The sequence below is a fragment of the Gluconobacter sp. NFX36 genome, assembly GCF_049887835.1.
Taxonomy (GTDB): domain Bacteria; phylum Pseudomonadota; class Alphaproteobacteria; order Acetobacterales; family Acetobacteraceae; genus Gluconobacter; species Gluconobacter japonicus_A.
This window is the reverse complement of record NZ_JAGEKJ010000002.1, coordinates 258604-283558: the sequence shown is the minus strand read 5'-3', so window position 1 is coordinate 283558 and position 24955 is coordinate 258604. Positions and strand designations below refer to the sequence as shown.

Below are 24955 nucleotides of genomic sequence, written 5' to 3'. Positions count from 1 at the left end.
GCTTACCTCAATCCGTCCAGAAATCCTTTTCACATGAACTGGATATGACTTTTGAACCCCAGCAAAGCCGCATCCCGAAGGTTATATTGGGCATTCGGATGAATGTAATATTCGAAGAGCGGCGTGAAAATAACACCCCTCACCACATGAATTGCATAGTTGAATTCCATCACGACCGTGTCCCGCTGCACCCCGGTCGCATGGTTGGGGAGCGTCCCTCCCTTCCGAATGAGAGCTGCTTCGGTCCGACTGACACCAGACGCAATCTTCGTATAAGTCAGGGAAAAGCCAAGCGTATCGTAAGGACGGGATGCAAAGAAACCGCGATTTATAAGCGCCCCGTAAACCAGATAGCGCCGTAGCGAGGTATGAGGATCATTGTAAATGAGACCAGCCATTCCAGTGAGGCCGGACCCTTTGGCCTTATAGTGAAGGAACTGCTGATCCAGCATGACCCATGTAGACCAGGAAGCGCTCCGTTTCTTCTGCGCAAGCCCCGTAACCGCATAAGATCCACCATACAGATCGCGATAATTATCGACTTGTGGCGTACTAAAAAGCTGAGCGCCAAACTTGTAATGCCCTGGCAGTTTCCCCTGTCCGAACACAGGTTCCCAAGCAGTTTCGAGCGGGGCCGCATAACCAATAATATTGGCGCCGTTAAATTTAAAGCCGGTCCGATGTTGATAGACCTGATAAATGCCGTTTTCGATCGGATACACGCCCGTCTGTACATAAACAGACCGCACAGGCCTTCCACGCACGCGAAAGCCCCATGTCGCTGCCGGATAACCGGCATCAAAATTGGTATCGGTAATACCCTTGGGGCGGCCGCAGAAACTTCCGTTCTGAAAATTGCAGAACAACGGACTGGCAGCAAAATCCGAGATTTCCGACATCCGTCCGGCAGCGATGGCAAGCCGGCCGCCATAAAGCGTCTCTTCGCCATACATATAAACAAGATGCACAACGACATTGCCGCCTCCGCCGTAATCTTCGGAAGCATGATTGAGCCAGTCACCGAACATACGGTTCGCGGTGGTACCGTAACGCCCAACCGTAATCATGTGCGTGGCAAATCCACGAAGATCCGCAAGCTTTTCCCAATCGATATCAAGCTGCATCGCATACTGGCCTGCATTACTCGCACCCTGCTTGTAGTTCTCGAACCCCGGAGTACTGCCTTGCGTCGGCTTGGTAATAGCGCCAGCAAATTCATTGGTATTATCGACGAGGAAATTAATTCCTCTCTTGCGCAGCCAATCGGATAACGGATTGGAAACAATGGCTTCAGGATGGGAAAATGCTGGCACGCCAGTCTTACGGGAAGCATTTTCCGACAAAGGCGTCGATAAGAGGAGGCTTGGAGCAGACCCAACATCACGATCCATAACCTGCCCTGATGCCGCACCTGAGACGAAAACACCTCCCAACAAGAAAAAACCTGCAATACGGAGAAGATTTGCAACAGATACACAAACGCGCAAGCTTCTCATCCTTCCAGCCAATACAACGCAATCGTTACATCACAATTTCTTGCATCCAATATTATGGAGATCCACCCAGAAGATGCAGAAATACAATGACAAATTCTCAGAATAAGAGAATTTTATTTTCAACATCTATCGTGGAATTGATTTTCAAAGGAAAACCCTACAAAAAATAAAATATATTTTATAGATTATTTTCCAAATAAAACGAAGTATATATATTTTTATATTAGAGGCTTATAGAAAATAATAATGACATCCCATGGAAATCTAAACGTGAACAGGATGTAATATCGCTGTCATACGAAACACATTTTTGTGGTTATTTCCGAAAACGTGTCTTTTTTTGTGGAAAATCAAAGACAGGCGGCAGAAGAAGTTTATCGTTCATGTGAACCACATGTCGTGGCATATGAAGAGAGAGGAAATTTCTGCATGTCTCTTTCTGGTAAAATTGCCGCTGTAACCGGAGCGGCTCAGGGTATTGGCAAAGCTATTGCGCTCCGTCTAGCCCGTGAAGGCGCAGACATCATCCTGCTCGACGTCAAACAGGAAACCGTTGAGCAAGCTGCCAAAGAAGTAGAAGCACTTGGTCGTCGCGCCATCGCTTTGACTGCGGACATCAGTAACCGCGATGCATTTCAGACAACCCTGAAAGATGCCGCCAATCAGCTTGGCGGCCTCGACATCATGGTGAACAACGCTGGCATCTGTCAGGTAAAGCCCATTCTGGACGTGACGCCGGAAGAAGTTGAGAAGATCTTCCGCATCAATGTGCAAGGCGTTATCTGGGGCATTCAGGCCTCGGCCAAGATCTTCCAGGCCAGTGGCAAAAAGGGCAAGATCATTAATGCCTGCTCCATTGCAGGACATGAAGGCTTCCCTCTCCTCGGTATTTATTCTTCCACAAAATTTGCCGTTCGAGCTCTGACGCAGTCAGCAGCCAAGGAACTGGCATCTTCTGGCATTACCGTAAACTCCTATTGCCCGGGCATCGTCGGAACGGACATGTGGGTCGAGATCGACAAGCGCATGTCTGAAATCACGGGGGCCGACATAGGCGCGACTTACAAGAAATACGTCGAAGGGATTGCTCTCGGCCGCGTTGAGACCGCCGATGACGTTGCAGGCTTCGTCGCGTTCCTGTCCGGCAAGGACTCCGATTATATTACCGGTCAGTCCATTCTGATCGATGGTGGCCTCGTTTACCGCTGATCCAGGACCATAAAAAAGGGCCGGATGTTCTCCGGCCCTTTTTTATTTCAGGCATCCCGCGGAATTAGGCGACCACGCTGCCAAGCCTCGGCGGCTTCATCCGGGTCCTGCCCTTCCACCCCAATCATGTAATCCAACGCGCTCATGACCTTGTTGCCGAGCATCATTTCGGAAAGCTCGTCCAGCAGGTCCGTGTCCGCTTTGCGGGCTACGTCTTCACGCAGGATCATGCGGGCGGACATTTCCCCGCCCAACAACTGACCCGGATCTTCAACCAGTGTCAGCAAAGACGCATGGAACACGGCATGAGGCTGCGTGGCCACGACAAGCGGTGCTTCCCCTTCAGACTGTGCTTTTTCCAATCGGGCAATCAGAGCCGCCTCCCCGACCACTTCCATCGGAAGAGCGGACAGCGCGGGAAGCTGCTTCAGGGCTTTTTCCAGAGCCTCCCGGCTGTCATCGGCAACGATCACCCGATCAACGTCAGCAGAGGTCAGGGTATTGACCGGACCAAGAGCCTTCAGTGCAGCAAAGGAAATCTGTGGCTGGTACAAGTCTCCGATAACGCGGGAACCAGGCCCGGAGAATTTTTCGTCTCGCGGGAACCAGGCAGAGACCAGAAGATCGACTTCTCCCTGTTCCAGCGCATCTTCAATGTCTTCCGGATCAAGATCGACAAATTCGACCTCCACCTCATGCGCTTCGAGAACACGCGCGACCGCACTGGCGCACCCGGCATGAAGCGAGGTGTACAGATGGCCGATCGTCATTTGCGTCATGAGGCAGGTCCGTCAGTCAAAAAGTTGAAACGTGAGACCGTGAAATAAGCCCCACGCTTCGTTTTGTCACGACCCTTACCAGATCTTTACGCGCTGATCCGGGGCCAGATAGAGCTTGTCACCCTCTTTTACACCGAATGCATCGTACCAGGCGTCGATATTATGCGCTGGCATGTTCACGCGCGTTACCGCTGGAGCATGCTCATTGGAGAGCATCTGCTGACGCAGCGCATCCGGACGATCCTTCTCACGCCAGACCTGCGCCCAGCCCAGGAAGACGCGCTGATCACCCGTCAGCCCGTGGACGGTCGTTTCCGGCTTGCCATGCAGGGAGTCATGATACGCCTGCAGACCAAGATTCAGACCACCAGAATCTGCGATATTCTCGCCCATCGTCATCTTGCCGTTCACATGCGTGCCCGGCAGCGGCTCCTGCGCGTCATACTGCGCGCCCAGACGGTCCGCGAGCTTCTGGAATGCATCCGAAGACGCCTTGCTCCACCAGTCGTTCAAACGACCATGCTCATCGTAATGACGACCCTGATCGTCAAAGCCATGGCTCATCTCGTGGCCAATCACGCCGCCGATGGCACCATAGTTCACAGCCATATCGCCCTTCGGATCGAAGAACGGCGGCTGAAGAATAGCTGCCGGGAAGACGATTTCGTTCATCGTCGGGTCGTTGTAGGCATTTACCGTCTGCGGCGTCATGCCCCATTCGTCACGATCCACCGGCTTGTCGAGCTTGTTCAGCTCATGCTGCCAGTTAAACGCAGCACCACGCACGGCATTGCCGTACACATCACCCTTGCGAACGACGAGGTTGCTGTAGTCCCACCACTTCTTCGGATAACCAACCTGAATGGCGAAATGATCCAGCTTGTTAAGAGCAGCCTTGCGGGTCGGCTCGTCCATCCATGTGTTGTGCTCAAGGCGATCATGGAAGGAAGATTTCACTTCCTGCACCAAAGACGTGATCTGGGCCTGCGCGGACGGTGGGAAGTACCGAGCCACATAGATCTTGCCGATCGCCCAGCCCATGGCACCATTCGTCACACGGGTTGCACGTTTCCAGCGAGGGGACTGCTGCGCAACACCCGAGAGCGTCTTGCTGTTGAAATCAAATGAAGCGTCCGAAAAGTCGTGTGACAGATAGGTTGCTGCATTATCGGCGAGATGGAAGGCAAGCCAGGCCTGAAGAGTGCCGTAATCTGTGGCCTTCAGAACGCGGGCCATGGCCGCAATACCTTCTGGCTCGCGCACGTCAACCTTGCGATCCGCCAGCCCTTCAGCCGGCAGACCCGCTGTGGTCAGGAACGCCGCCCAGTCAAAGTCCGGTGCAATCTTCTGAAGCTGGGACACTGGCATCGGGTTGTAGATCTTCAGCGGATCACGGGTCTGGTCACGAGGGACCTCAACCTTGGCTAGCGCCGTCTCCAGATCCACCACAGCCTGCGCATTCTTCGCAGCGTCCGGCCAACCTTCAAGCGTCAGCATCTTGGCGATATACGCCTGATAGGCCTTCTTCTTGTCGGCCAGTTTGGGGTCTGTGTAGTAGCTGATATCCGGCAGACCAAGACCGCCACTGACACCGATGCTCATGCCCTGATCGAGCATCAGCATGTAGTGTTCCGGGTCCTTCTGGTCCTGCTCGACGCCAATCTGGAACGTCGAGAACGCCATGGACTTCAGGGACGATCCAAAAGCTTCTGCAAGGCTCTTGGCGTCACTGACCTTACGGATCTTTTCCAGATCGGTCGCCAGCGGCTTGGCACCAAGCGCGTCTACAGCTTTCTGGTCCAGAAAGCTGGCGTAAAACGTGCCAATCTTGCCCATATCGTCAGACGGTTCTGCCGAGACGTGCTTCTGAGCTTCGCTCAGGATCGCCTTCTGACGCTCCATGGACAGCTCATAGAGAATACGGAACGGGCCGTAGCTGCTCATATCCCCTGGGATTTTCAGGTTCTTGAGATAGGTGCCGTTGGCATATTCGAAGAAGTTGTCGCCCGGCTTCACGCTTCGGTTCATGCCGGCTTCATCGAAGCCCCAGCCTGAATTGTAACCGGCAGCCTGCGCGCTGACAGATGTCAGACCCATGGCCAGCGCAAGTAAGCTCGCGCCCTGCGTCAGGCGACGTTTGACAGAAACTGTAGTCTTCACATTATGCCTCATGTTCTGGCGGTTGCCGTAGCATGAGGCATAAAAGATCACGTCGTCAAAAAGCCGTCCATACAGATCGAGATTTTTTGTTACTTTCCGCTTCTGCGGGAGGCCTTCCAGGCCTTTTCTGCCGGTGTCGACACAGCCAGCACATCATAGTCAAAAACCATGACCTTATCGAGATACGGGCCTGCAAACTCCTTAAACGCTTCATGTGCTGGGTCAAAGAAGGCCGGGTCCGTCACAACAGGCTTGCCCACATAGTAATTGCGATCGCCTTCAGAACGGAACGTCACAAGGAAAGCCTGCTGTAGACCGCCTTCAACGCCTTCGCCGCTGTTCTGAAACCCTGTCTCCAGGCTCACGACAACAGGACGTCCATCCGGACGGCGGCTGTCCTGCGCCAGATGCAGGAAGCGGGCTGCTATTTCGGCGCGCTGGGCGGGTGTCGCGTCCTTCTTGTACTTGAACATGACCATGTGACGCACCGTGCCAACATGCCAGTCCGCAGCCGTAAACTGGGCGTACCCGACCTGACGTGCCAGTTGCTGGCTCGCCACAGTTGCGACCGCAGGCGCGTCAGTCTTGATCGGGCCAGACGTTGCAATCGGGAGAGAATATGGGTCCGCTTTTGCGGCGAATCCCTGGGACAGTCCGACCACAGACAGCAGGGCTGCGGCCCCCCAGATGAAGCGACGGGACAGAAGTGAACGAACATCCATTCTCAAGCTCCAGTATTAAAGACAGAAAATGCGCTTCTTCATGACATGAAAACGCATCTGCCGTCTTGTGAATTTCAGTAAGGTACTCTGTCTATCAGGCCGCGATCTGCTTTTGGAATGCCCGCTTGCGCCACTGGATCAGGCGATAAACGCCATTGGCCGCAAGTTTCTGAAGCTTTGAGTGGGGCGTAAAGCCGATCGTCTTGAAGATCATGGCCGTCACACGATCGATATGCTTCTGCTGATAAAACCCCATTGCCTTGGACATATAGGCCGCGATGCAGCGTTTGTGATCGTAGGGAACGTCCTCCCCTTCATTGGTCGTATGGTAAGCAGAGGCGAGTTCATCATCCTCGCTCTCCGTCACACGGCCCAGCGCAATACGGGTCCGCGCCCAGACGCTCAGCTTTTCACGCTTCAGGTAACGATGCATATGGTCGTAAAATAGCTTGAAGTGCCTGTATTCGTCGGCGGCGATCTGTTTGCAGATGGCTTTCAAAAGCGGCTCATCCGTCGCATCCGCCAGAGCCGTATAGAATGAGGATGTTCCTGTCTCGACCATGCATCGCGCGATCAGTTCGCCTGTGCGGGACCCACGGATGGACGCATCAACGTCTGCATCAATCTTGTAACTTGCCCTGTAGCGATCAAAGGCTTCTTCATAGTCCCAAGTCGGGTCCGCCAGCATCGCCCAGCGACCCAGCGCATCACCATGCTGCACTTCTTCCACCGCCCAGTTGGCAGCAGCGGCACTGAAATCAGGATCGCCTACAAAGACCCGACGCAAATATTCCGCATAGTCCAGACCGTTCTTTTCCACGACTGAAGCAGACTTCACCAGAGGAATGATATCCGGGTCCACGCGGGATGGATCAAAGGAATCCCAGTCCATCTGCTCGATACGCCAGTGTTTCATTGCTTTGCCTCGTCCGTTTTCCGGCTCATAATCATGACGATGAGATGACACGCCGGGGCCATTTTGGGTAGGTGTGACGCAACAACGTTGGAGAAAGCCCCGTGACGGCTCAGAAAATGACACAGCCAGACGTCCGCCACGACTGGACGCGCGCTGAGGTTGAAGCGCTAATCAACCTCCCCTTCCCGGACCTGATGTTCCGCGCCCAGGAACTGCACCGTCGTTATTTCGACCCCACAAAAGTGCAGATTTCCACGCTTCTTTCGATCAAGACGGGTGGCTGCCCGGAAGACTGTGCCTACTGTCCGCAGAGCGCGCGCCACGAAAAAAGCGTGAAGGCCGAACGCCTGATGGCGCTCGACAAGGTCATGAAAGAAGCTCGTGCCGCCAAGGCAGCGGGTGCAGGCCGATTCTGCATGGGCGCGGCATGGCGCTCCCCGAAGGACCATGATCTCGATTCTGTTTGCCAGATGATCGAAGGCGTCAAATCCCTCGGCCTCGAAACCTGCGTCACGCTCGGGATGCTGGATTCCACGCAATCCCAGCGCCTCAAGGATGCCGGGCTGGATTATTACAACCACAATCTTGACACGTCCGAAGAGTTCTACGGCTCCATTATCTCGACCCGTACCTATCAGGAGCGTCTCGATACGCTGTCCAACGTGCGGGATGCGGGCATCAATGTCTGCTGTGGCGGTATTGTCGGTATGGGCGAAGACCTGTCTGACCGCGCTGGCCTGCTGATGACGCTCGCCAATCTGCCGAAGCATCCGGAAAGCGTGCCGATCAATCTGCTGGTGCGCGTCGAAGGTACACCTCTGGGGGACGCCGAAGCCGTCGACCCGATCACCTTCGTACGGATGATTGCCACGGCCCGGATCATGATGCCGCAAAGCCATGTCCGTCTTGCTGCTGGCCGTGAGAATATGACGGATGAAGCCCACGCCCTGTGCTTCCTGGCTGGTGCGAACTCCATCTTCTGCGGTGAAAAGCTTCTGACGACGCCGAACCCCGCAGAACACCGGGACCGTCAGCTTCTGTCGGCTCTGGGCATGACACCAATGGTGCAGTCCGAAGCGGAAATGGGCACGCTGCGCCCTGCCGTTCCGGACGTTGCTGCCTGCGAACCTGCTTTATCCTGAAAGCAGCAGGAGGTTGCCCGGTTTCCCGGCAACCTCCAACCAGTTGATCAGACCTTCAAACGGGCCGCAATATCAGCAATACGCTTGCCATAATGTTCAGCTGTGATCAGGTCACCTTTCTGAACACCATCAACGCCCGCATTTGCGGGAGAGCGCGCAAGCAGACCGACTGAACCGCCCAGATTATTCGGATCATCCGCTGTTGCTTCGAGAGTATTCGATGGTGGCATACCAAGGCTGACCCAGATCCCTCCATGCTGGGACGCAAGCGTCTGCAGGGTAAGCAGTGTGACCTGCTTGTCTCCATTCGGGCTCGCCGAATTAGTAAAGCCGCCAAATACCTTGTCCTGCCATCCACGCGTGAACCAGATTTTGGACGTGGCATCAGCAAACTTCTTAAACTGCCAGCTCACATTGCCCATATAGGTGGGCGTACCAAAAATAATGGCATCTGCCGCATCGAGGGCTGCCCATTCTGCATCGGTAATTTCACCCTCCGCACTGATGGCCACCACCTGCGCCTCAGCGCCTTTTGCAACATGTTCGGCAACAACTTTCGTGTGCCCATATCCTGAATGATAGACGACCAAGACTTTCGACATTGTTTTGCCCTTTCACATAGCAAAAACACATTTTGATACGTGGTTTCTTTTTGATACCAACGCTCCAGTCGTGGTAGATCGTTCATACATTCTGAAGCAAGAAGGCACTTTTTAGACACATGGTCACCTCCGAGAAACCTGCGTCACGCCCCCAATCCCTTTGCTTTAACGTCTATGCCAAGGATTGCCCCACGCGGATGGTCCTGGATAGGCTGGGAGACAAATGGGCGCTTCTCGTCCTTGACCGACTTCAGAATGATGTTGTGCGTTTCAACGCGCTCAAACGGGATATTCATGGAATTTCCCAGAAAGTGCTGTCACAGGTTCTGAAAAATCTTGAGCGGGATGGACTGATTTTACGAACAGCCTATCCAACGGTGCCCGTGACAGTGGAGTACAGCCTCAAACCCTTAGGAACGACGTTGATAGAGGCAGTCTCCAGCCTGACACACTGGGCCGAAACGCACATGTCAGAAATCCAGGCTGCCCAACACCTCTACGACGCATCAAAAGGCTGATCATCCCTGGGAATCTTCACGCCTCTCCCAGATCATACTTTATTTTTCTCTTGGCGCGGCTGCCGTTCTTTCCTAAACCCTCGCCCTTCGCGAATTTGGGACGGGACCAGCCAGCATGACGACGCATTCTTCCACAGCGCCAAAAATTCGCGTCGGCATCGACTTCGGCACGACAAACAGCGTTGTGGTGATTGCAGACGAGCGGGGCACGACGCAGCCTGCCGTCTTCAACTTCATTGACAGCCCGTCTTCCGAAACCTGTCGAACCCTGCTCTGCCTCTGGCTCGATCAGGATGGGAAAAAGCGCGTTCTTCAGGACGCCATTGGGCTCGATGCGATCGAAGCCTATCTGGACGATCCGGCGGAAAGCCGCCTCATCATGTCCATGAAAACGTACTTGGCGCAGAGTTCCTTCCGCGAAACCCGCGTGTTTTCCAGCACCATGACGCTTCAGAACCTGATTGCCCGGTTTCTTCGCTCCCTTATGGACAAGGCTGGTATCAGCCCGGATCAGGTCAGCGCCACGATTGGACGCCCGGTACGTTTTGCCGGTGAACTCGCAGATGACGAACTGGGCGTAAAACGTCTCAAAGAGAGCTTTGTCGAAGCGGGTTTTGCCGAACCGAATGTCGTGCTTGAACCGGAAGGTGCGGGATGGCGCTTCATGCAGCGTCTCGATGCCCCCGCGACTGTTCTGGTGGGAGACTTTGGGGGCGGGACCAGTGACTTCTCAGTCATGCGCTTCGACCCACACGGTTCTCCCCGCACAGTCACGCTTGGGCATTCAGGCGTTGGCATTGCGGGAGACCAGTTCGACTTTCGCATCATCGACAATGTCATCGCCCCGGCCCTCGGACGCGACACGACCTACCGCGTCATGGGTGGGCAGCCCCTCCCCGTTCCGATCGAATGGTATGCGAGCCTGGGCCGCTGGCACCGCCTGTCCCTGATGCGCACGCCACAGACCCTCCGCAGCATTGAGGATGTCGCAAAGACAGCGTCAGACCCGAAGAAGCTCCGCAATCTGCTACGTCTGATCGAAGATCAGGAAGGGCAGAACCTCTATCGAGCCATCGGTCAGGCCAAGACCGAACTTTCCCGGCAGGACAGCACCGTTCTGCGCTTTGCACACAAAGATCTTAAAATCGAGCAGACAATCACACGTGCCGATTTCGAAAGCTGGATCAGCCCGGATCTGGATAAGCTGGCCGCCGCTATCGATGACGCACTTGAGCGAACTGGATTGGGAACAGCCGGCATCGACCGCGTCTTCTTAACGGGTGGAACGTCGTTCGTGCCTGCCGTGCGTCAACTGTTCATCGATCGCTTCGGGGCACACCGCGTCGACGGAGGCTCGGAGTTCGTGTCCGTTGCCGAAGGTCTTGCGCTCATTGAAGTAGAAGCAAGCGCCACAGCCTAAAGGCTACAAAACTGCTGCCTCAGCCACGATCAGCGAGCAGTGGCAGCGCGGACACTCGTGGTGGAGACCGTGATGGACGCTTTCTCCACATGCCCGGTTTCCTGCACACTGCGGCTAGATAGCTCCTGCTGCCGCAAGGCTGCGGCAGTGCTCATGTCTCCTTGCACCTCGGCGGCCTGAGCCGCCACAAGAAGGGCGCGCCGCATCCCCTCATAATCCTGCGCATCCCGTCTTTTCTGCGTGAGGGACATGGCCTGACCGAAAGCAAGGGCTGGAGCATGATTGAGCAGTGCCAGACGGGCCGCGAGATCCTGATGATCCAACATCGCGGCAGTCTCTTTCGAAGGCGCCAATAATGCTTCCATCCGGGCCAACTGTGTTGCGTCTTTCTGATCGGCCGCGCCAAGACCAGCCAGATAAGCCGCCCGGTTCCGGACCTGCACATCCGGTGATTGAAGCGCAACCAGAGCAGACGCCTCCGATCCCGTCAGATCATGTTGCCGGTACAGGGCTGCACTTCTGACAAGTTCCAGGTCACTGGTCTGGCTATACTGACGAAGTTTCAGAGCTTTTTCCGTCCGATCCAAAGCCGCCAAGGTGTCCGCAGGCTTGTTTTCCTCCAGCAACGCAGTGGCGAGATTAAACCCCGCATCATGAATCTGAGCAGCATCATCCCGGATCAGGGCACGATCCATGGCGGTTCGATACTGAATTTCGGACTGATCGGGATGACCAAGCTCGAAAGCGCTCCGACCGGTTTCCATCGCATTTTCATAACCCTGATCCGGATCAGGGCCTTTGCTGACTGAGGAACATCCGGCCATCAACAAACACAGAACCATCATGCGCTTCATGGTCGAACGGCCTCTGCTGGCAGACGATGAGACGGCGTTTTCTGTGCACTTCCTCCGAGGAGCCACAGGCCCCGCAACTGATCTGTCAGCTTGCGCAGACTGTTTGCACTCGCTTCCGCCTGTGAAATCAAAGCCGGGATCTGGGCCGTAGCTGCGTTGGTATGGGCGATCGTTTCCTGAACCTGCGGCATGCTCTTTTTCAGTGTTGCAGACGCAGACCGGGCGTTTTCCATCGTGCCATCAGCCTTGGTCATAACCCCCCCAAGCTGTTTCTCGATTGGCTGAAGACGCGCAATGACCTCGTTCAGATTTTCCAACGCCTGATTGGCGCGCTGAAGCGTGTCATCCTTAGACAAAAGACCGCCGACAGTGCCCTTACCTGCCCGCATATCCGTCAGTATGTCGTTGACCTGTTTGGTGATGGCCTGAACGCTGTCCATGGCAGGGACCAGCTTGTTCCGAACGTCTGTGACAGTCTGGGTGATGACGTCCGCCGGATTGGCTTCTACCGTCGCGTTCAGAACGGCATAGCCCCAGTCCATGTCTTCCCCTCTCCCTCGCCCCAACTCGATATAGCTTGCACCAGCGACAACAAAACGGTGCCGGATGACGGCGGAACTGTCCTGCTTGATGAAGGGGACAAACTGCGGTTCGATATAGCCTTCTGCGTACATGCGCCCTGTGCTGTTCAGGTCCAGATGACGGATTTCACCGGCATGAACGCCCATAATTTCGATATCATCGCCAATCGCGAGGCCAGCAACCCCTGTTTCTGGCAAAACGAAATGGATCTTTTTTTCCGGTGTCAGCCACTGCTTGAGGAAGCCAGCTTCCGCAACGGCAACAGCAAAAAGAATGATGGTCGCAAGAACAAGCAGCCCAACCCACTCATCCGCATAGCGGTTCTGGAAAAGCGGGCGGGCAGTGTCGGGGCGGCGTACGCGAAACATCAAGACCCTCGCATCGAAAACAGTCCATCATCGTAAAGACGCAGGCGTATGCTCGCATCCGTTTCATAGGCCCGCCAACTGGTGTCATCCGGTGCGAGCCAGACAACCGCACAGCCACGATCCCGCGCATCGGTCAGAGCCGACAGAAAAGCGTTCAGAAGGGGGGGATTGGCGTCCCCCATCGGGTTCTCAAGCAACAGTAAGGACGGCTCCCCCAGGAAGGCCCGTACACAATCCGCACGACAGCGATCCAGTGGAGATAACTTCCCCGGAGAGACGACAGGCAGTCCGGGCAGACCAAACTGCATGCCTAGCTGAACCGCCCGCTGCATCAGGTGCTCTTCGGGCACGCGGGTATGATATAACTGCGGCCAGAGAATGTTCATGTGCGTGCCGTACAGATCGATCCAGCCACCATTGGCCACCATCCGGCCGATGCGCCCACGAAGGGCAGCGGCCCGGCGCTCATCCAGATCGCTCCATTCGAGACCCATGCACCTAGCCAGTCCGTCTTCCAGATCGACCAGGCCAACGCACATATCCGCGAACAGACTGGCCTGCTGCATATCGCGACATTCGATCAGGGCGCAGTCTCCGGGATTCAGGCGCAGATTGTAGCGCACGGAAGCCAGCCCACTCCCGTCGAAGCGGGGACGCGCGTCCACCAGTTCGAGAACCGGATCAAGAATGGTCAGTTCAGTGATGGGTGCTTTGCTTTCGTCTGCCATATCAATCCAGCCAGACGCTCAGAACGACGTTGATCGTCATGATGGACAGAATGCCGCGTGCAAAACCGCGCGGCAAAAGAGAGGTAAGATCATCTTCCGTTGTGGCATCCATGCCGGACAGGCAGGAACACACACCGACAGCAAACCCACTGAAAATGAACTTTGCCGGAATAGCAAAATAGTCCACCGGGTGCATACTGCTCACGACCTGATCCAGAAAAGCCCACACCGGCATGGTAATAACGTCTTCCACCCGGCAGACAGCATATCCTACCAATAGGGCTGTCAGACTGAAGATAATCCCCAGCGTAAAGCCACTGATGGTCATCGCAAGACTTCGGGGCAGCAGAAAGGCCACGAACGGGTCAATACCCATCCCTGTCAGCACCCGCATCTGACCACCCGTTGTGAGTGTTCCCAGTTCCGTCAGCATCAGCATCCCGGACCGCCCCAACAGGATGACGCCCACAAGAACCGGCGCAATTTCACGAACCATGACGGTTGAGAGAATGGAGCCGGTCATCTGCGCCATACCAGCAAAGCCCAGCCAGTAAACCGCCTGAGCCACAATCCCGAACCCGGTCAAGGTCGCAGTGACCAGAACACTCAGCAACCCGCCGCCGGTCGCCTGCTGGAGCGAATGCCAGAACTCTATTCGAACGGTTCTACGCCAGGATGTCGGTGACAGCCCGAGCCGCAACACTCCCCACGCAGCCCCGATGACCATAAGCGTAAAGCGCATCTGGGCACGCGTAACCCGTCCCAGAGAAGCAAGTGCATTCTGAATTCGGGAAATACGCTCAAAGCGGCTTCTCATCGCCGCCCCGCCAGAATGAAGCTACGCGTTACGCCGCTATTGGGCAGATAAAACATCCCGCGTGCGCGAAAAAGAAAATGCTCCCGAAGTTGGAGATAGGCCTGCTCGGAAACCTGAATTGTTCCCGCATCCGGTGCACTCGCAGCCAGCAACTCGGCAACATTGATGGCTTCGCCCCACAGATTGAAAACGGCAGGATCACGGCCCAGCATGGCCGCCATTACAGGCCCGACGTCAATGCCCACGCGGAAGACCGGATCAATATCCACCGACGCCAGAAGAGACAGACACGCCTCACGGATAGAGACTGCCGCATCTGCAAGGCGCAATACGGCATTCAGGTCCGGCTCTTGTGAGCAACCGCCCACCAGCACGAGACGGTTGCTGACAACCTGTACGGAAAAAAGCCCCGTCTCCCGTGAAATACGCTGGATATCCTCACTGAGCGACGACACCACTTTCATCGCTCGCTCGGCGCTATGACGATCCATGGCATAAGGGTCTGCAAATGAAATGACCATGACAGGCACCTGCGGATAAATCCCGCTGGGCACAGCTTCATCCTGAACACCGGATGCTGGCGGCAGAAGAAATCCTTCGTCGTAACGCGTGTCTTTCAGTTGATGGGTTACGCCTAGGCGGGCATCGGTCTGATGATCGCTCTGATCCAGAGCCTGTGAAAAGCGCAAAGCTACAACCGACGAAACAATCGCTACGATATGTTCCATCGCATCCGCTCTGGAGGGATTTTCCAGCACGATGGCACCCACAGCCTGATGACCACGCATGACGGGATGAAACACCAGCGATGTGGCTTCAACGGCCCTCATGACGATGCGCTGGAAATTCTGGCTGCGCTCATCCTGTCGCGCATCATCAATGGACAGGGAATGTCCTTCAAACAAGGCTTCGAACAGCAGCGTGTTCTCACGCTTCGTAATCTCGATGCCCGTACTGTGAACATCCCGGACAGGATCAAAAGCATCCTCACAGAGCAGCCGCTCTCCATCGGGGAGCAGTCGCCACAGGCTGGCACGACGCGAATTTGTGCGAGCTGCCAGGGCCTCCGTCAGGATCGGGACGTCATGAGACGCTTCGAACAGATCCGGCGTACTGGCAATCTCGTAAAGCGAAGCATTTTCCGCGCGCATCTGCTCACGACCGATTTCAATGCGCTTGCGAAGGCGTTCAATGCGCCGCCCCTGAATGATCAGCCCCAAAGCCAGCAATGATGCAAGCCCGACGACCAGCGCTGAAAACCACATATTCTGCCGACGCGCTGTAATGGCAAAGTCCGAGAAATCGTTCTCCGGAGCATTCAGCAACAATACCCATCGGCGATGCACGAACGGCAACGCTGTCGCAATGGTGACGTAATTTTTTCCTCGTGCTGCCACGAGCCCCGGACCAGGGCCTTTCACTTTGAAGGTATTCAGGGCGCGGATGAAAACCGGCTGCGTCTTGGGGTCCAGATGCATATTGGCAGGATCAAAGGTCGGCTGCGTGCCGTCATCACCCGCTGTCTGACCGGCGATGATCTGACCATGCATATCGACGATGACTGCCTTCCCGCTTCGCCCGACCTGAAGGTTACTCAGGAAGGAGGTCAGTCGATTGAGGGCAATGTTGGTTGCAAAAACAGCCTGATGACCGTCGCTCGTCTCAAAGGCCATGGAGGCCGTAATGGTGAATTCCCGAGCGGCCAGATAGGCGTAGGGATCCGTCCAATAGAGGGCCCCTTCTCCGCGCCCGATCCGTTTGATGGCTCCCCGGAACCATGGCCGGACCGTAACATCATATCCTTCCGCCGGATCAAATCCTGTCCCGATGGGTTTGCCGCTTTGGTCAACGTAAGTGTGACGATAGACACCATGGCCATTTTCGATCTGGAAATGGGTCTGCTCGTAATCCTTGCCGTGCCGGGTAACCATCCAGAACTGCTTCTGATCACTGGCCAGATAGAAACTGTCGACCTGCGGCATGTGCGCCAGCATGGAGCGTCCATAGAGCATGAAAGCGTCTGGCGAAGCGTCCGTGAGTGGCTCACGGAACATATCCTGCGCGATGGCAGCACTGTCTGAAGCAGGAGAAAGATAATTCCTGACTTCTTCCGTCACATATTTCTGCTGGCTTCGCAGCAGATCGCTGGACAGGGAGATCGCTCCCTGACGGGTGATCCGGTAATTGTGAAGGCTGATGGTAATAATTGCCGCAATAACAAGCAGAACGCCAATAATTGGACCTAGAAACTGCAGGACCTTCTGCCGGCTACTGGCAGGACTCCGCGTAGGGTCAACAATCTCAGCGGCTGACAAGGGCTTTTACTCCGGGATGATGGATACTCTAAACTGACACAAAGATTTTATCTGTTCGGCCATCAGGAAAATCCCTTAACCTTTAGCTTTTCAAAAAGATTGAATTCAACCCCTCTCCAAAGTCAGAAGAACCTAAATCTAGCGAAACATATCCTGTTGACGTTTTTAATTCTATAATTAACATATTAACAATGCCTTATAATACGATTAAAATCTCCCTCACTCGAGAGCATAGTATTGATTTAATACTTTTCAAAACAAACAAAGGAAAACTATAATGTTGGACCCATTTTATATTTCTATAATGGATAAAAATTCTGGAAATGTTGGAAATAGAATGTTTATGTATATGTATGCTAGAATTTTACAAAATTTATATTTACCCAATTCAGAGATAGTTAACTTTTCAATTAATGAATTTGGAATTGATTGCAGATCACAAAAAATGCATGGCAGGATACTCTCTATAAATGGCGGACATAAACACTCAATGAGTAATATTGCGTATTTTGCTAAGAATAAAATATATGACGGTATTTATTTTCATGGATTCGTACAAAGAATGGAGTATTATCCATGCGTCGATTTTTGCTCCAGCCTATTTCCTAATCCCATTTCTACATCAATAATTCGTGATGATGAGATACTCATTAATATAAGAGGATCCGAAATATTAAAGGCCATTCATCCAGATTATGTTCCAGTTCCAATTGATTTTATAGAACAGGTGTTAAAAGAAACAGGGCTCTCTCCTGTTATTATGGGACAAATTGGAAATGATTTTTATTCAGAGGAATTAAAAAAAAGAATTCCCCATTCAAGAATAATAAATCACTCATCAGTGAAAGAAGATTTTGATTTAATTAGAAATTCTAAAAATATCATTCTCAGCGTTAGTACATTTTCGTGGATTGCCGCTTGGCTATCAAAAAAGAATCAAAAAATACACCTTCCAATGCTAGGTTTTTTAAACCCAAAACAAAGAAATGACATAAATTTACTCCCAATATGGGATAATAGGTATATTTTTTATAAATTCCCAGAAATAAAGTGGATTAGATCCAATGAAAATATTTCATATATTATTGGAAGAGGAAAAATATATGATAAAATCCCCCATAATGAAGTGGCTAAATATTTGGCATATTAATAAAATTTCGTCAATTCCTAACACTGTACAGAAAGACTATAATCCGTATCATACCGGTCCAGTTTCACTGCGTCCCATGTGCCACTCAAGGCCTTCCCCGAGCGTGTCACCCTTCAAGAACTCCGGTGCTTCTCCATGCTTGATCTGCTGTCCTACCGTTCCGTTCTGGCCTTCACAGGGGCTGATCGCCTTTCCTTCCTGCAGGGATTGATCACGAATGACGTCCAGCTTCTGACATCTGACACGGCTCTTTGGAGTGCACTTTTGACGCCACAGGGACGGTGGCTGAGCGAGTTTTTCCTGTTCAGTACGTCAGACAGCATTCTGATGGATTGCCCGTCGGATCACGCCGATATGCTGGTTAAAAAGCTGTCCCGCTTCCGCCTCCGCGCTGACGTTGAAATCGAAGCAACGGATTTTAAGGTGATCGTCGACCAAGACAGTCCGGCTCCTGCAAATGCCATTTGTGCAGCGAACGACCCACGCTGTGACGGTGCAGGGTGGCGGGCCGTGGTACAACAAACCCCGACAGAGGCAGGGCATGGAGACGTCTGGTTAAAAAGACGACTTGAAAAAGGCCTCCCCGAAGCTGTCGACTTTGAGAGCGAAAAGACGCTGGCTCTTGAGGCCAATATGGACCTTCTGCACGGTGTATCGTGGAAAAAGGGTTGCTATATGGGTCAGGAACTGACGGCCAGGACGCATTATCGTGGGCTTCTACGCCGTCGCCTCCTGCCCGTTCAGATCCAGGATGGGGCTTTTCCTGAAGCAAGCGGGACGCTCGTTATGGGCGACAAGGAGGTCGGAGAACTGCGCTCCCGTCAGGGATCGCGCGCCTTGGCTATGCTGCGCCGTGAAGCATGGTCGTCTCCGGAACTTGCTTTTGAAGGCAAACGGGTCTCCGTTGTCTGGCCTGACTGGTTCCCGCTGGAGATGCGTTCGTGACCTACACCCCGCCTGCCCCCGCCGTCGTTGATGATATTATCAGCCAGACGAAGTTCGATGCGAATGGCCTGATTTCCGCCATCGCGCAGGACACGAAGGGCGTTATCCTGATGCTTGCATGGATGAACGCAGATGCCCTGCGGGAAACGCTGCTGACTGGCCGCGTCTGCTACTGGTCCCGCAGTCGCAAATCCCTATGGCGGAAGGGTGAGACGTCAGGCCAGCAACAGCATCTTCTGGAAGCCCGACTGGATTGTGACATGGACGCGGTTCTGATGATCGTGGATCAGACGGGCGTGGCCTGCCATACGGGTCGTCGAAGCTGCTTCTATCATGGTGTCACTCCGGACGGGCTGCGTGACACCTCGCAGCCCGAAATCAGCGCCGAAGAACTTTACGGACGCTGATCCGTCACCGCTGCCTGTGCTCCAGGGAGCGGCCAGCCCGGCATCATGAATGTTGCCGGGCAGTTATCCTGCACCTGCGGAGATGACCGATAAGACCCATTGGCCGGGAAGGTCGAGAGTTTCTGCGGATCAAGCGTGAACCAGAGTTGCGTCAGAACGACTTTCCCATCATGATCGTGTTCGCACTGGAACTGGAGCGCCCGCTCTTCCCGCACACCGGTCAGTTGCACGAACATCGCCAGCATGTCGTCTTTCTTCACCTGAAAACCGCTATGCTGCGCCAGCCATTGCCCGTAGGCGGATGACGCAAAACGATCCCGCAACTGCATGGATGTGACGAAGAACTGGTCTGCATCATATCCAAAGCAGCGGGCATGCTTGGTATATTCATGCACATGCAGCGGATGCTTCAGATGGGGAACCACGTTCGCAAGGGCATTTTCCGTCGCAGGCTGGAGCTTGGGCGGTGTGTCATCGTGATCGTAGATGTCACATCCCTTCATCCACCACTGCTGAACCGGGACATTCTGCGCTTCAAGGGCATGCGGCTCGGACGCCCAGAGGCCATGCAAACCAATCAGATGACTATGCGACTGAGTGGCCATACAACCCCCGCCACTTGCGCAGAAGCCTGGCTGCCAGGTCAGGGCCAGCGTGTCGTGACTAAAATCCGTATGCGTGACGGGTGTCAGGGATGGGCCTACAGGTGCCTGTGAAGAAACGCATCCTCCGAGAACAAGGAGGGCAGCGACAACCAGGCGCTTCATGCCTTCAGTCCTTTGGCGTGATGGATCAGATGATCGGCGATGAAGGTCTGGATGAACCAGTAGGAGTGATCGTAAACGTCGTGATGGCGCATTTCGAGCGCCTGCCCGCTTTCCTTGGCCGCTTCGACGAGAGCATCCGCCCGCAGATCGGAGAGGTACTGGTCCTGCAATCCCTGATCCACGAGAATTGTAGACGGGTGCTTATGGCCGTTCCGCAACAGCAGTGTGGGGTCACAGTCGCGCCATTTCGACGGGTCTCCGCCGAAGTAGGCATCAAAGGCCTTCTGCCCCCACGGGATCACACTTGGATGACAAATCGGGGCAAAGGCGGAAACTGTTTTCCAGAACTCGGGATAACGAAGCGCCTGAACGAGCGTGCCCATGCCACCCATGGAATGGCCCATGATGCCCCGACGGTCCCCATCCAGCGGGAACAGCTTTTCCGTCAGAGCGGGCAATTCCCGATGGATATAGCTCTCCATTCGGTAATGTCGGCTCCATGGTTCAGACGTGGCATCCACATAGAACCCCGCTCCTGAACCAAGGTCATATGCGTCGTCTTCGCCTGGAGTGCCTGTATCACGAGGTGACGTATCCGGAGCAACCAGAGCAATACCATGCTCCGCGGCGAAACGAACGGCATTGGATTTGATGAGGAACGTCTCATGATTGCAGGTCAGACCGGCGAGCACATGAATGACCGGAACCTTCTGTCCGGCCAACGCCTCTTTAGGCAGAAAGATCGAGAACGTGGCAGGCACGCCCAGCACGTCTGACTGATGTTTCAGAACACGCAGGGAGCCGCCACAACAGGCATGTTGAGATAATGTCTCAATCGACATGCTCAGAACTCCACAACGCTGCGAATACTTTCGCCACGCGCCATCAGATCAAAACCGTGATTGATTTCGGAAAGCTTGAGTTTGTGGGTGATGAGGGAATCAATGTCGATCCGCCCGTTCATGTACCAGTCTACAATTTTCGGGACATCGGTACGACCCCGCGCACCACCAAAAGCAGACCCAATCCAGCGACGACCGGTCACAAGCTGGAACGGGCGGGTGCTGATTTCCTGTCCGGCTCCTGCAACGCCAATGACGCAGGACACACCCCAGCCACGATGTGCACTTTCCAGAGCCTGGCGCATGAGCGTGACATTCCCCACACATTCGAACGTATAGTCTGCGCCGCCACCAGTCATTTCAATCAGATGACCAACCAGATCACCATTCGGACCCAGATCTTTCGGATTCACGAAGTCTGTCATGCCGAACTGACGCGCCATGGCTTCTCGAGCAGGGTTGACGTCCACGCCGATGATACGGGTTGCACCCACCATTTTTGCGCCCTGGATCACGTTCAGGCCAATCCCGCCAAGACCAAAAACCGCCACGGTTGACCCCGGTTCGACCTGCGCCGTGAACATCACAGCACCAATGCCCGTCGTCACGCCGCAGCCGATATAGCAGACTTTGTCAAAAGGGGCGTCCGAACGGATCTTCGCCAGTGAGATTTCTGGCAGAACCGTAAAGTTCGCGAAGGTAGAGCACCCCATATAGTGATGGATTGGCTGCCCCTTGTAAGAAAAACGTGATGTGCCGTCCGGCATGACACCCTTGCCCTGCGTGGAGCGGATGGACGTACACAGATTCGTTTTGCGAGACAGGCAGGATGGACATTCCCGACATTCCGGCGTGTAAAGCGGGATCACATGATCTCCCGGCTTCAGATGCTTCACACCTGGCCCGACTTCGCGAACAATCCCGGCACCCTCGTGCCCCAGAATGGCAGGAAACAGCCCTTCAGGATCCTGCCCCGACAGCGTGTACTTGTCAGTATGACACAGACCTGTCGCCTTGATTTCGACCAGAACCTCGCCTTCCTTTGGCCCTTCGAGCTGAACGGTATCGATTTCGAGCGGCTTGCCCGCTTCAAACGCGATTGCTGCAATGACGTCCATGTGCACTGACTCCCTGATGCGTTGCGACAAGGTGTCGCATTCGGGAAACCGGACGCAAGAGGCGCGTTATGCTTTCCTGCAGCCTCGTGAAACAAAGCTGTTGTGCGGGAAAGTTTCTTTCCCGTTTTGACTGGCAAAACTGCGCAAAACATCAGAAATCTTTTGGTGTTGGCCGGTCATACTTTTCACGGTTAGTTTCAGAGGTCATACCGCATTCAGGCAAGGAGCCTTCTGCTTGATCGTCAATCGCCAACACGGCCTGGCTATTCTCTTCAGAGAATCCCTGCCACCTATCCTTCTGCTGGCCCTCTGGGATCTTGTAGTCGTTATCCTTTTCCAGATTTACCATCAGGAATGGATGGACCAGCCTGCTCTCCCCATTTCCCTGATGGGCTCTGCGCTGGCCATCTTTCTTGGCATGCGTAACAACGCTGCCTATGCACGCTGGTGGGAAGGACGGACCCTCTGGGGTTCAATCACCAACAACTGCCGGTCCTTTGGCCGTGAAGCGGCGTCCCTGCTGGGCGGTCGCCCCGATCTTGCACGGTATATGGCTGCCTACCCGCACGTCCTGCGAGCAGCACTGCGGGGAGATTCAACCGGTGAGGAAGTCGAAAGACTGCTCCCGGCTGACTTACGCAGCAAGATCTTTGCCTGTTCCAACACAGCGAACGCCCTGCTTTACGAAATCGGCCTTGGCGTACAGCAGGAAGTGGAACTCAAGGGTATTGACGGTGCCGTTCATGGCACGGTGGATCGTATTCTTTCGGATATTGCCAACGCACAGGGCGGTCTTGAGCGTATCCGTAACACACCGCTTCCGGTGCAGTATTCCGTCATTCCTGAACTGGCCACGCATCTGTTCTGCATCATTCTGCCCCTTTCAGCCGTTCAGACACTGGGCTGGATCACGCCGCTTGGCTCCAGTGTGATCGGTCTGCTGTTCCAGATGCTGGATCGCAGCGGCCGCGACCTTCAGGAACCGTTCATCGCCAGCGTCCATGCCCTGCCAATGCACACCATGGCCCGGACCATTGAGCGGGATCTTCTGCAACCCATTGGAGAGCCTGCGCCCGCTCCCATCCAGCCCAAACACGGGGTGCAGGCATGATTCAGATCGGATAATGCAGGACAGGAGGGGGTTTTTCTGGTATTGTCCAGAGCTATGAACACCTTCAAGACCCCCCCGAAGGGCGGCATGACCGACGAAATGGCTCGTGCCGCAGCCAAGAATACCGCCCGTCAGACAGATCCCGAGCACGGTTCAGATCCGTTCAGCGAGGGTGACTCCATCGTTTACGCAGCGCATGGCGTAGGCCGGGTGGACAAGATCGGTATGGTCGAAGTGGCCGATACCATGATCGAGATGATCCAGATCTCGTTCCCTGGCAACCAGATGACCCTGCGTATCCCGCTGGCCAAAGCCCGCAAGGCAGGTCTGCGTAAAATCGTAACGCGTGACATCGTCGACAAGGCGATGACGGTCATCAAGGGCAAGCCGCATGTCAGCAAAGGCATGTGGGCTCGCCGTGCTGTCGCTTATCAGGAAAAGATCAACTCCGGTGATCTGATCCAGATTGCAGAAGTGCTGCGCGACCTGCGCCGCAACGTAGACAGCCTTGATGGCAGCTTCTCTGAACGCAAGCTGTTTGAAGCTGCACAGGAGCGCTTTGTGGCTGAAGTGGCTGTTCTTGAAAACACGGACCCTGCCACGGTTCTCGAGAACCTGACCAAGACCATGAAGGCCGCCTGAGCCTTCCCCAATTCTGCGATGTTTTCCTTTAATTATGAAAACATCGCAGTCTGAAAAGCATCCTTCCCCTTTCTTCCGCGTTGGCGACACGGAAAGCTCTTTCAGGATGCTTTACTCCATCATTCAAAATCCCTGACGTTCAAGGAGAGGTGAGGACCTATGCCCGCCCCTTACAGCAATCGTTTCGCCGGAAAAAAAGTACTCGTTACGGGTGCGTCCCAAGGTATCGGTGAGGCCACAGCCCTTCGTTTTGCAGAAGAAGGGGCTCAGGTCGCACTGAATGGCCGCAAGGAAGACAAGCTGATTGCTGTCCGCGACAAGCTTCCAAAGGTTTCCGGCGGCGAACACCCGATCGCCACGGGTGACATTTCTAAGGAAGAAGACGTCCGCCGCCTGATGCGCGAGAGCATTGAAGCCATGGGTGGACTAGATATTCTGGTCTGCAATGCTGGTTACCAGATCCCGTCTCCGTCTGAAGACATCAAGCTGGAAGACTTTGAAGGCGTGATGGCCGTCAATGTGACGGGTGTGATGCTACCGTGTCGCGAAGCGATCAAGTACTGGCTCGAAAACGGTATCAAGGGTGCAATTATTGTGAACTCTTCCGTTCACCAGATCATCCCGAAGCCTCACTATCTCGGCTATTCCGCCTCCAAGGGCGCTGTGGGCAACATCGTCCGCACACTGGCGTTGGAATATGCAAGCCGCGGCATCCGTGTAAATGCAGTCGCGCCAGGGGCCATCGTAACGCCAATCAACATGTCGTGGATCAATGATCCGGAGCAGTATAAAGCCGTTTCCGATCACATCCCGATGAAGCGTCCGGGTGAGAGTCGCGAAATTGCTGATGCCGTCACGTTTCTTGCCGCCGAAGACAGCACCTATATTACGGGTCAGACCCTCTATGTGGATGGTGGTCTGACGTTGTATGGTGACTTTGAAAAGAACTGGTCCTCGTAATCCATGACACCTTCCCTCACTGTTCTCATCATCGAAGATGATTTTCTGATCCGAACCTGTCTTGTAGAGTTCCTGCAGGATAGCGGACTGGACGTGAGGGAAGCTGGAACATGCGCAGAGGCTGTCGCCTGCCTCACGTCAGAGCCTCGTCTTGATGCGCTAGTGGCAGATATGGCGCTTCCTGATGGCGATGGCATGAGCCTAAGCCATCAGGCCCGCAAGCGCTGGCCGGATCTTCCGGTCATTTACATCAGTGGTCATGGTGATCTTCGCCGGAACGAAACATCCGGAGATCCAGCGCGGGACCGGTTCATCTCCAAACCTTATTCGCTCGCTGCCATTCTGAAAGCTCTTCAGGAGATGGCAGAGCCGGTTTCCGGTTAGG

General features: G+C 54.5%; 25 protein-coding genes. 11 read left to right on the top strand and 14 right to left on the bottom strand.

Going from position 1 to position 24955, the window contains the following annotated elements; all coding sequences use genetic code 11:
- Positions 1-29: 29 nt before the first annotated feature.
- The gene (locus tag J4P41_RS03135; protein WP_426066068.1) at positions 30-1496 is read right to left on the bottom strand and encodes a carbohydrate porin; all 1467 of its coding nucleotides are present in this window, start codon (positions 1494-1496) and stop codon (positions 30-32) included.
- A gap of 429 nt (positions 1497-1925) precedes the next feature.
- Here J4P41_RS03135 and J4P41_RS03130 point away from each other — a divergent pair, with 429 nt between their 5' ends.
- Positions 1926-2705: an acetoin reductase gene (locus J4P41_RS03130; RefSeq protein ID WP_426066067.1), complete on the top strand. Its 780-nt coding sequence runs from the start codon at positions 1926-1928 to the stop codon at positions 2703-2705.
- Positions 2706-2752: 47 nt separating this feature from the next.
- On the opposite strand, the gene J4P41_RS03125 is transcribed toward J4P41_RS03130, so the two are convergent.
- From J4P41_RS03125 to J4P41_RS03110, 4 genes are all read right to left on the bottom strand, one after another.
- Positions 2753-3484, bottom strand: a complete 732-nt coding sequence (locus J4P41_RS03125) for a glycine betaine ABC transporter substrate-binding protein (protein WP_062502383.1) — start codon at positions 3482-3484, stop codon at positions 2753-2755.
- Positions 3485-3559: 75 nt separating this feature from the next.
- Positions 3560-5719, bottom strand: a complete 2160-nt coding sequence (locus J4P41_RS03120; RefSeq protein ID WP_426066134.1) for a M13 family metallopeptidase — start codon at positions 5717-5719, stop codon at positions 3560-3562.
- 14 nt (positions 5720-5733) lie between these two features.
- Complete coding sequence (locus J4P41_RS03115) at positions 5734-6366, bottom strand: Dabb family protein (protein ID WP_426066066.1); 633 nt, start codon at positions 6364-6366, stop codon at positions 5734-5736.
- A gap of 94 nt (positions 6367-6460) precedes the next feature.
- On the bottom strand, positions 6461-7282 hold the full coding sequence (locus tag J4P41_RS03110) for an acyl-ACP desaturase (RefSeq protein ID WP_034881254.1): 822 nt from the start codon (positions 7280-7282) through the stop codon (positions 6461-6463).
- Between the two features lie 116 nt (positions 7283-7398).
- Here J4P41_RS03110 and bioB point away from each other — a divergent pair, with 116 nt between their 5' ends.
- On the top strand, positions 7399-8424 hold the full coding sequence (gene bioB, locus J4P41_RS03105; protein WP_426066133.1) for a biotin synthase BioB: 1026 nt from the start codon (positions 7399-7401) through the stop codon (positions 8422-8424).
- Positions 8425-8471: 47 nt separating this feature from the next.
- Here bioB and J4P41_RS03100 read toward each other — a convergent pair whose 3' ends face one another.
- Complete coding sequence (locus J4P41_RS03100; RefSeq protein ID WP_426066065.1) at positions 8472-9026, bottom strand: flavodoxin family protein; 555 nt, start codon at positions 9024-9026, stop codon at positions 8472-8474.
- Positions 9027-9223: 197 nt separating this feature from the next.
- Here J4P41_RS03100 and J4P41_RS03095 point away from each other — a divergent pair, with 197 nt between their 5' ends.
- Together J4P41_RS03095 and J4P41_RS03090 are read left to right on the top strand one after the other, a co-directional pair.
- Positions 9224-9544, top strand: coding sequence for a winged helix-turn-helix transcriptional regulator (locus tag J4P41_RS03095; RefSeq protein ID WP_234930781.1), 321 nt, complete (start codon positions 9224-9226; stop codon positions 9542-9544).
- Positions 9545-9659: 115 nt separating this feature from the next.
- Entirely contained in the window at positions 9660-10964 is a 1305-nt protein-coding gene (locus J4P41_RS03090) for an Hsp70 family protein (protein ID WP_426066064.1), read from the top strand.
- Positions 10965-10993: 29 nt separating this feature from the next.
- Here J4P41_RS03090 and J4P41_RS03085 read toward each other — a convergent pair whose 3' ends face one another.
- The 5 genes from J4P41_RS03085 to J4P41_RS03065 are packed head-to-tail and all read right to left on the bottom strand — an operon-like array spanning position 10994 to position 16628.
- Complete coding sequence (locus J4P41_RS03085) at positions 10994-11818, bottom strand: hypothetical protein (protein WP_426066063.1); 825 nt, start codon at positions 11816-11818, stop codon at positions 10994-10996.
- Positions 11815-12768, bottom strand: coding sequence for an MlaD family protein (locus tag J4P41_RS03080; RefSeq protein ID WP_062015926.1), 954 nt, complete (start codon positions 12766-12768; stop codon positions 11815-11817). Before J4P41_RS03080 ends, J4P41_RS03085 begins: the two co-directional genes overlap by 4 nt.
- Complete coding sequence (locus J4P41_RS03075; RefSeq protein WP_426066062.1) at positions 12768-13496, bottom strand: ABC transporter ATP-binding protein; 729 nt, start codon at positions 13494-13496, stop codon at positions 12768-12770. The genes J4P41_RS03080 and J4P41_RS03075 overlap by 1 nt, the downstream gene beginning before the upstream one ends.
- Position 13497: 1 nt before the next feature.
- Entirely contained in the window at positions 13498-14313 is an 816-nt protein-coding gene (locus J4P41_RS03070) for an MlaE family ABC transporter permease (RefSeq protein ID WP_426066061.1), read from the bottom strand.
- The gene (locus tag J4P41_RS03065; RefSeq protein ID WP_426066060.1) at positions 14310-16628 is read right to left on the bottom strand and encodes a cache domain-containing protein; all 2319 of its coding nucleotides are present in this window, start codon (positions 16626-16628) and stop codon (positions 14310-14312) included. The genes J4P41_RS03070 and J4P41_RS03065 overlap by 4 nt, the downstream gene beginning before the upstream one ends.
- 277 nt (positions 16629-16905) lie before the next feature.
- Here J4P41_RS03065 and J4P41_RS03060 point away from each other — a divergent pair, with 277 nt between their 5' ends.
- The 3 genes from J4P41_RS03060 to hisI all read left to right on the top strand — a co-directional run bounded on the left by J4P41_RS03060 (position 16906) and on the right by hisI (position 19130).
- On the top strand, positions 16906-17778 hold the full coding sequence (locus J4P41_RS03060) for a hypothetical protein (protein WP_426066059.1): 873 nt from the start codon (positions 16906-16908) through the stop codon (positions 17776-17778).
- Between the two features lie 135 nt (positions 17779-17913).
- A complete protein-coding gene (locus J4P41_RS03055) occupies positions 17914-18723 on the top strand; it encodes a YgfZ/GcvT domain-containing protein (RefSeq protein ID WP_426066058.1) in 810 nt (269 codons plus the stop codon).
- Positions 18720-19130, top strand: coding sequence for a phosphoribosyl-AMP cyclohydrolase (gene hisI, locus J4P41_RS03050; protein ID WP_023945453.1), 411 nt, complete (start codon positions 18720-18722; stop codon positions 19128-19130). The genes J4P41_RS03055 and hisI overlap by 4 nt, the downstream gene beginning before the upstream one ends.
- On the opposite strand, the gene J4P41_RS03045 is transcribed toward hisI, so the two are convergent.
- The 3 genes from J4P41_RS03045 to J4P41_RS03035 are packed head-to-tail and all read right to left on the bottom strand — an operon-like array spanning position 19118 to position 21857.
- On the bottom strand, positions 19118-19897 hold the full coding sequence (locus tag J4P41_RS03045) for a ribonuclease T2 family protein (RefSeq protein ID WP_426066057.1): 780 nt from the start codon (positions 19895-19897) through the stop codon (positions 19118-19120). The two genes, hisI and J4P41_RS03045, sit on opposite strands and share 13 nt — an antisense overlap.
- Positions 19894-20739, bottom strand: coding sequence for an S-formylglutathione hydrolase (gene fghA / locus J4P41_RS03040; protein ID WP_426066056.1), 846 nt, complete (start codon positions 20737-20739; stop codon positions 19894-19896). Before fghA ends, J4P41_RS03045 begins: the two co-directional genes overlap by 4 nt.
- Positions 20740-20741: 2 nt before the next feature.
- Positions 20742-21857, bottom strand: coding sequence for an S-(hydroxymethyl)glutathione dehydrogenase/class III alcohol dehydrogenase (locus tag J4P41_RS03035; RefSeq protein WP_426066055.1), 1116 nt, complete (start codon positions 21855-21857; stop codon positions 20742-20744).
- Between the two features lie 235 nt (positions 21858-22092).
- Between J4P41_RS03035 and J4P41_RS03030 the strand changes: the two genes are divergently transcribed.
- From J4P41_RS03030 to J4P41_RS03015, 4 genes are all read left to right on the top strand, one after another.
- The gene (locus J4P41_RS03030; RefSeq protein WP_426066054.1) at positions 22093-22968 is read left to right on the top strand and encodes a bestrophin family protein; all 876 of its coding nucleotides are present in this window, start codon (positions 22093-22095) and stop codon (positions 22966-22968) included.
- 54 nt (positions 22969-23022) lie between these two features.
- Positions 23023-23610 carry a CarD family transcriptional regulator gene (locus J4P41_RS03025; RefSeq protein WP_010502469.1) on the top strand — a complete coding sequence of 196 codons (588 nt, stop codon included), beginning with the start codon at positions 23023-23025 and terminating at the stop codon, positions 23608-23610.
- A gap of 159 nt (positions 23611-23769) precedes the next feature.
- Positions 23770-24570: an SDR family NAD(P)-dependent oxidoreductase gene (locus J4P41_RS03020; protein ID WP_211567317.1), complete on the top strand. Its 801-nt coding sequence runs from the start codon at positions 23770-23772 to the stop codon at positions 24568-24570.
- 3 nt (positions 24571-24573) lie between these two features.
- Positions 24574-24954, top strand: a complete 381-nt coding sequence (locus tag J4P41_RS03015) for a response regulator (protein ID WP_023945439.1) — start codon at positions 24574-24576, stop codon at positions 24952-24954.
- Position 24955: the final 1 nt, after the last annotated feature.

What these genes read in the sequence shown, in the direction of transcription:
- J4P41_RS03135 (WP_426066068.1), bottom strand. Translation starts at nt 1,496, where the DNA reads ATGAGAAGCTTGCGCGTTTGTGTATCTGTTGCAAATCTTCTCCGTATT.
- J4P41_RS03130 (WP_426066067.1), top strand. Translation starts at nt 1,926, where the DNA reads ATGTCTCTTTCTGGTAAAATTGCCGCTGTAACCGGAGCGGCTCAGGGT.
- J4P41_RS03125 (WP_062502383.1), bottom strand. Translation starts at nt 3,484, where the DNA reads ATGACGCAAATGACGATCGGCCATCTGTACACCTCGCTTCATGCCGGG.
- J4P41_RS03115 (WP_426066066.1), bottom strand. Translation starts at nt 6,366, where the DNA reads ATGGATGTTCGTTCACTTCTGTCCCGTCGCTTCATCTGGGGGGCCGCA.
- J4P41_RS03110 (WP_034881254.1), bottom strand. Translation starts at nt 7,282, where the DNA reads ATGAAACACTGGCGTATCGAGCAGATGGACTGGGATTCCTTTGATCCA.
- bioB (WP_426066133.1), top strand. Translation starts at nt 7,399, where the DNA reads ATGACACAGCCAGACGTCCGCCACGACTGGACGCGCGCTGAGGTTGAA.
- J4P41_RS03100 (WP_426066065.1), bottom strand. Translation starts at nt 9,026, where the DNA reads ATGTCGAAAGTCTTGGTCGTCTATCATTCAGGATATGGGCACACGAAA.
- J4P41_RS03095 (WP_234930781.1), top strand. Translation starts at nt 9,224, where the DNA reads ATGGTCCTGGATAGGCTGGGAGACAAATGGGCGCTTCTCGTCCTTGAC.
- J4P41_RS03090 (WP_426066064.1), top strand. Translation starts at nt 9,660, where the DNA reads ATGACGACGCATTCTTCCACAGCGCCAAAAATTCGCGTCGGCATCGAC.
- J4P41_RS03085 (WP_426066063.1), bottom strand. Translation starts at nt 11,818, where the DNA reads ATGAAGCGCATGATGGTTCTGTGTTTGTTGATGGCCGGATGTTCCTCA.
- J4P41_RS03080 (WP_062015926.1), bottom strand. Translation starts at nt 12,768, where the DNA reads ATGTTTCGCGTACGCCGCCCCGACACTGCCCGCCCGCTTTTCCAGAAC.
- J4P41_RS03075 (WP_426066062.1), bottom strand. Translation starts at nt 13,496, where the DNA reads ATGGCAGACGAAAGCAAAGCACCCATCACTGAACTGACCATTCTTGAT.
- J4P41_RS03070 (WP_426066061.1), bottom strand. Translation starts at nt 14,313, where the DNA reads ATGAGAAGCCGCTTTGAGCGTATTTCCCGAATTCAGAATGCACTTGCT.
- J4P41_RS03060 (WP_426066059.1), top strand. Translation starts at nt 16,906, where the DNA reads ATGTTGGACCCATTTTATATTTCTATAATGGATAAAAATTCTGGAAAT.
- J4P41_RS03055 (WP_426066058.1), top strand. Translation starts at nt 17,914, where the DNA reads ATGCTTGATCTGCTGTCCTACCGTTCCGTTCTGGCCTTCACAGGGGCT.
- J4P41_RS03045 (WP_426066057.1), bottom strand. Translation starts at nt 19,897, where the DNA reads ATGAAGCGCCTGGTTGTCGCTGCCCTCCTTGTTCTCGGAGGATGCGTT.
- fghA (WP_426066056.1), bottom strand. Translation starts at nt 20,739, where the DNA reads ATGTCGATTGAGACATTATCTCAACATGCCTGTTGTGGCGGCTCCCTG.
- J4P41_RS03035 (WP_426066055.1), bottom strand. Translation starts at nt 21,857, where the DNA reads ATGGACGTCATTGCAGCAATCGCGTTTGAAGCGGGCAAGCCGCTCGAA.
- J4P41_RS03025 (WP_010502469.1), top strand. Translation starts at nt 23,023, where the DNA reads ATGAACACCTTCAAGACCCCCCCGAAGGGCGGCATGACCGACGAAATG.
- J4P41_RS03020 (WP_211567317.1), top strand. Translation starts at nt 23,770, where the DNA reads ATGCCCGCCCCTTACAGCAATCGTTTCGCCGGAAAAAAAGTACTCGTT.
- J4P41_RS03015 (WP_023945439.1), top strand. Translation starts at nt 24,574, where the DNA reads ATGACACCTTCCCTCACTGTTCTCATCATCGAAGATGATTTTCTGATC.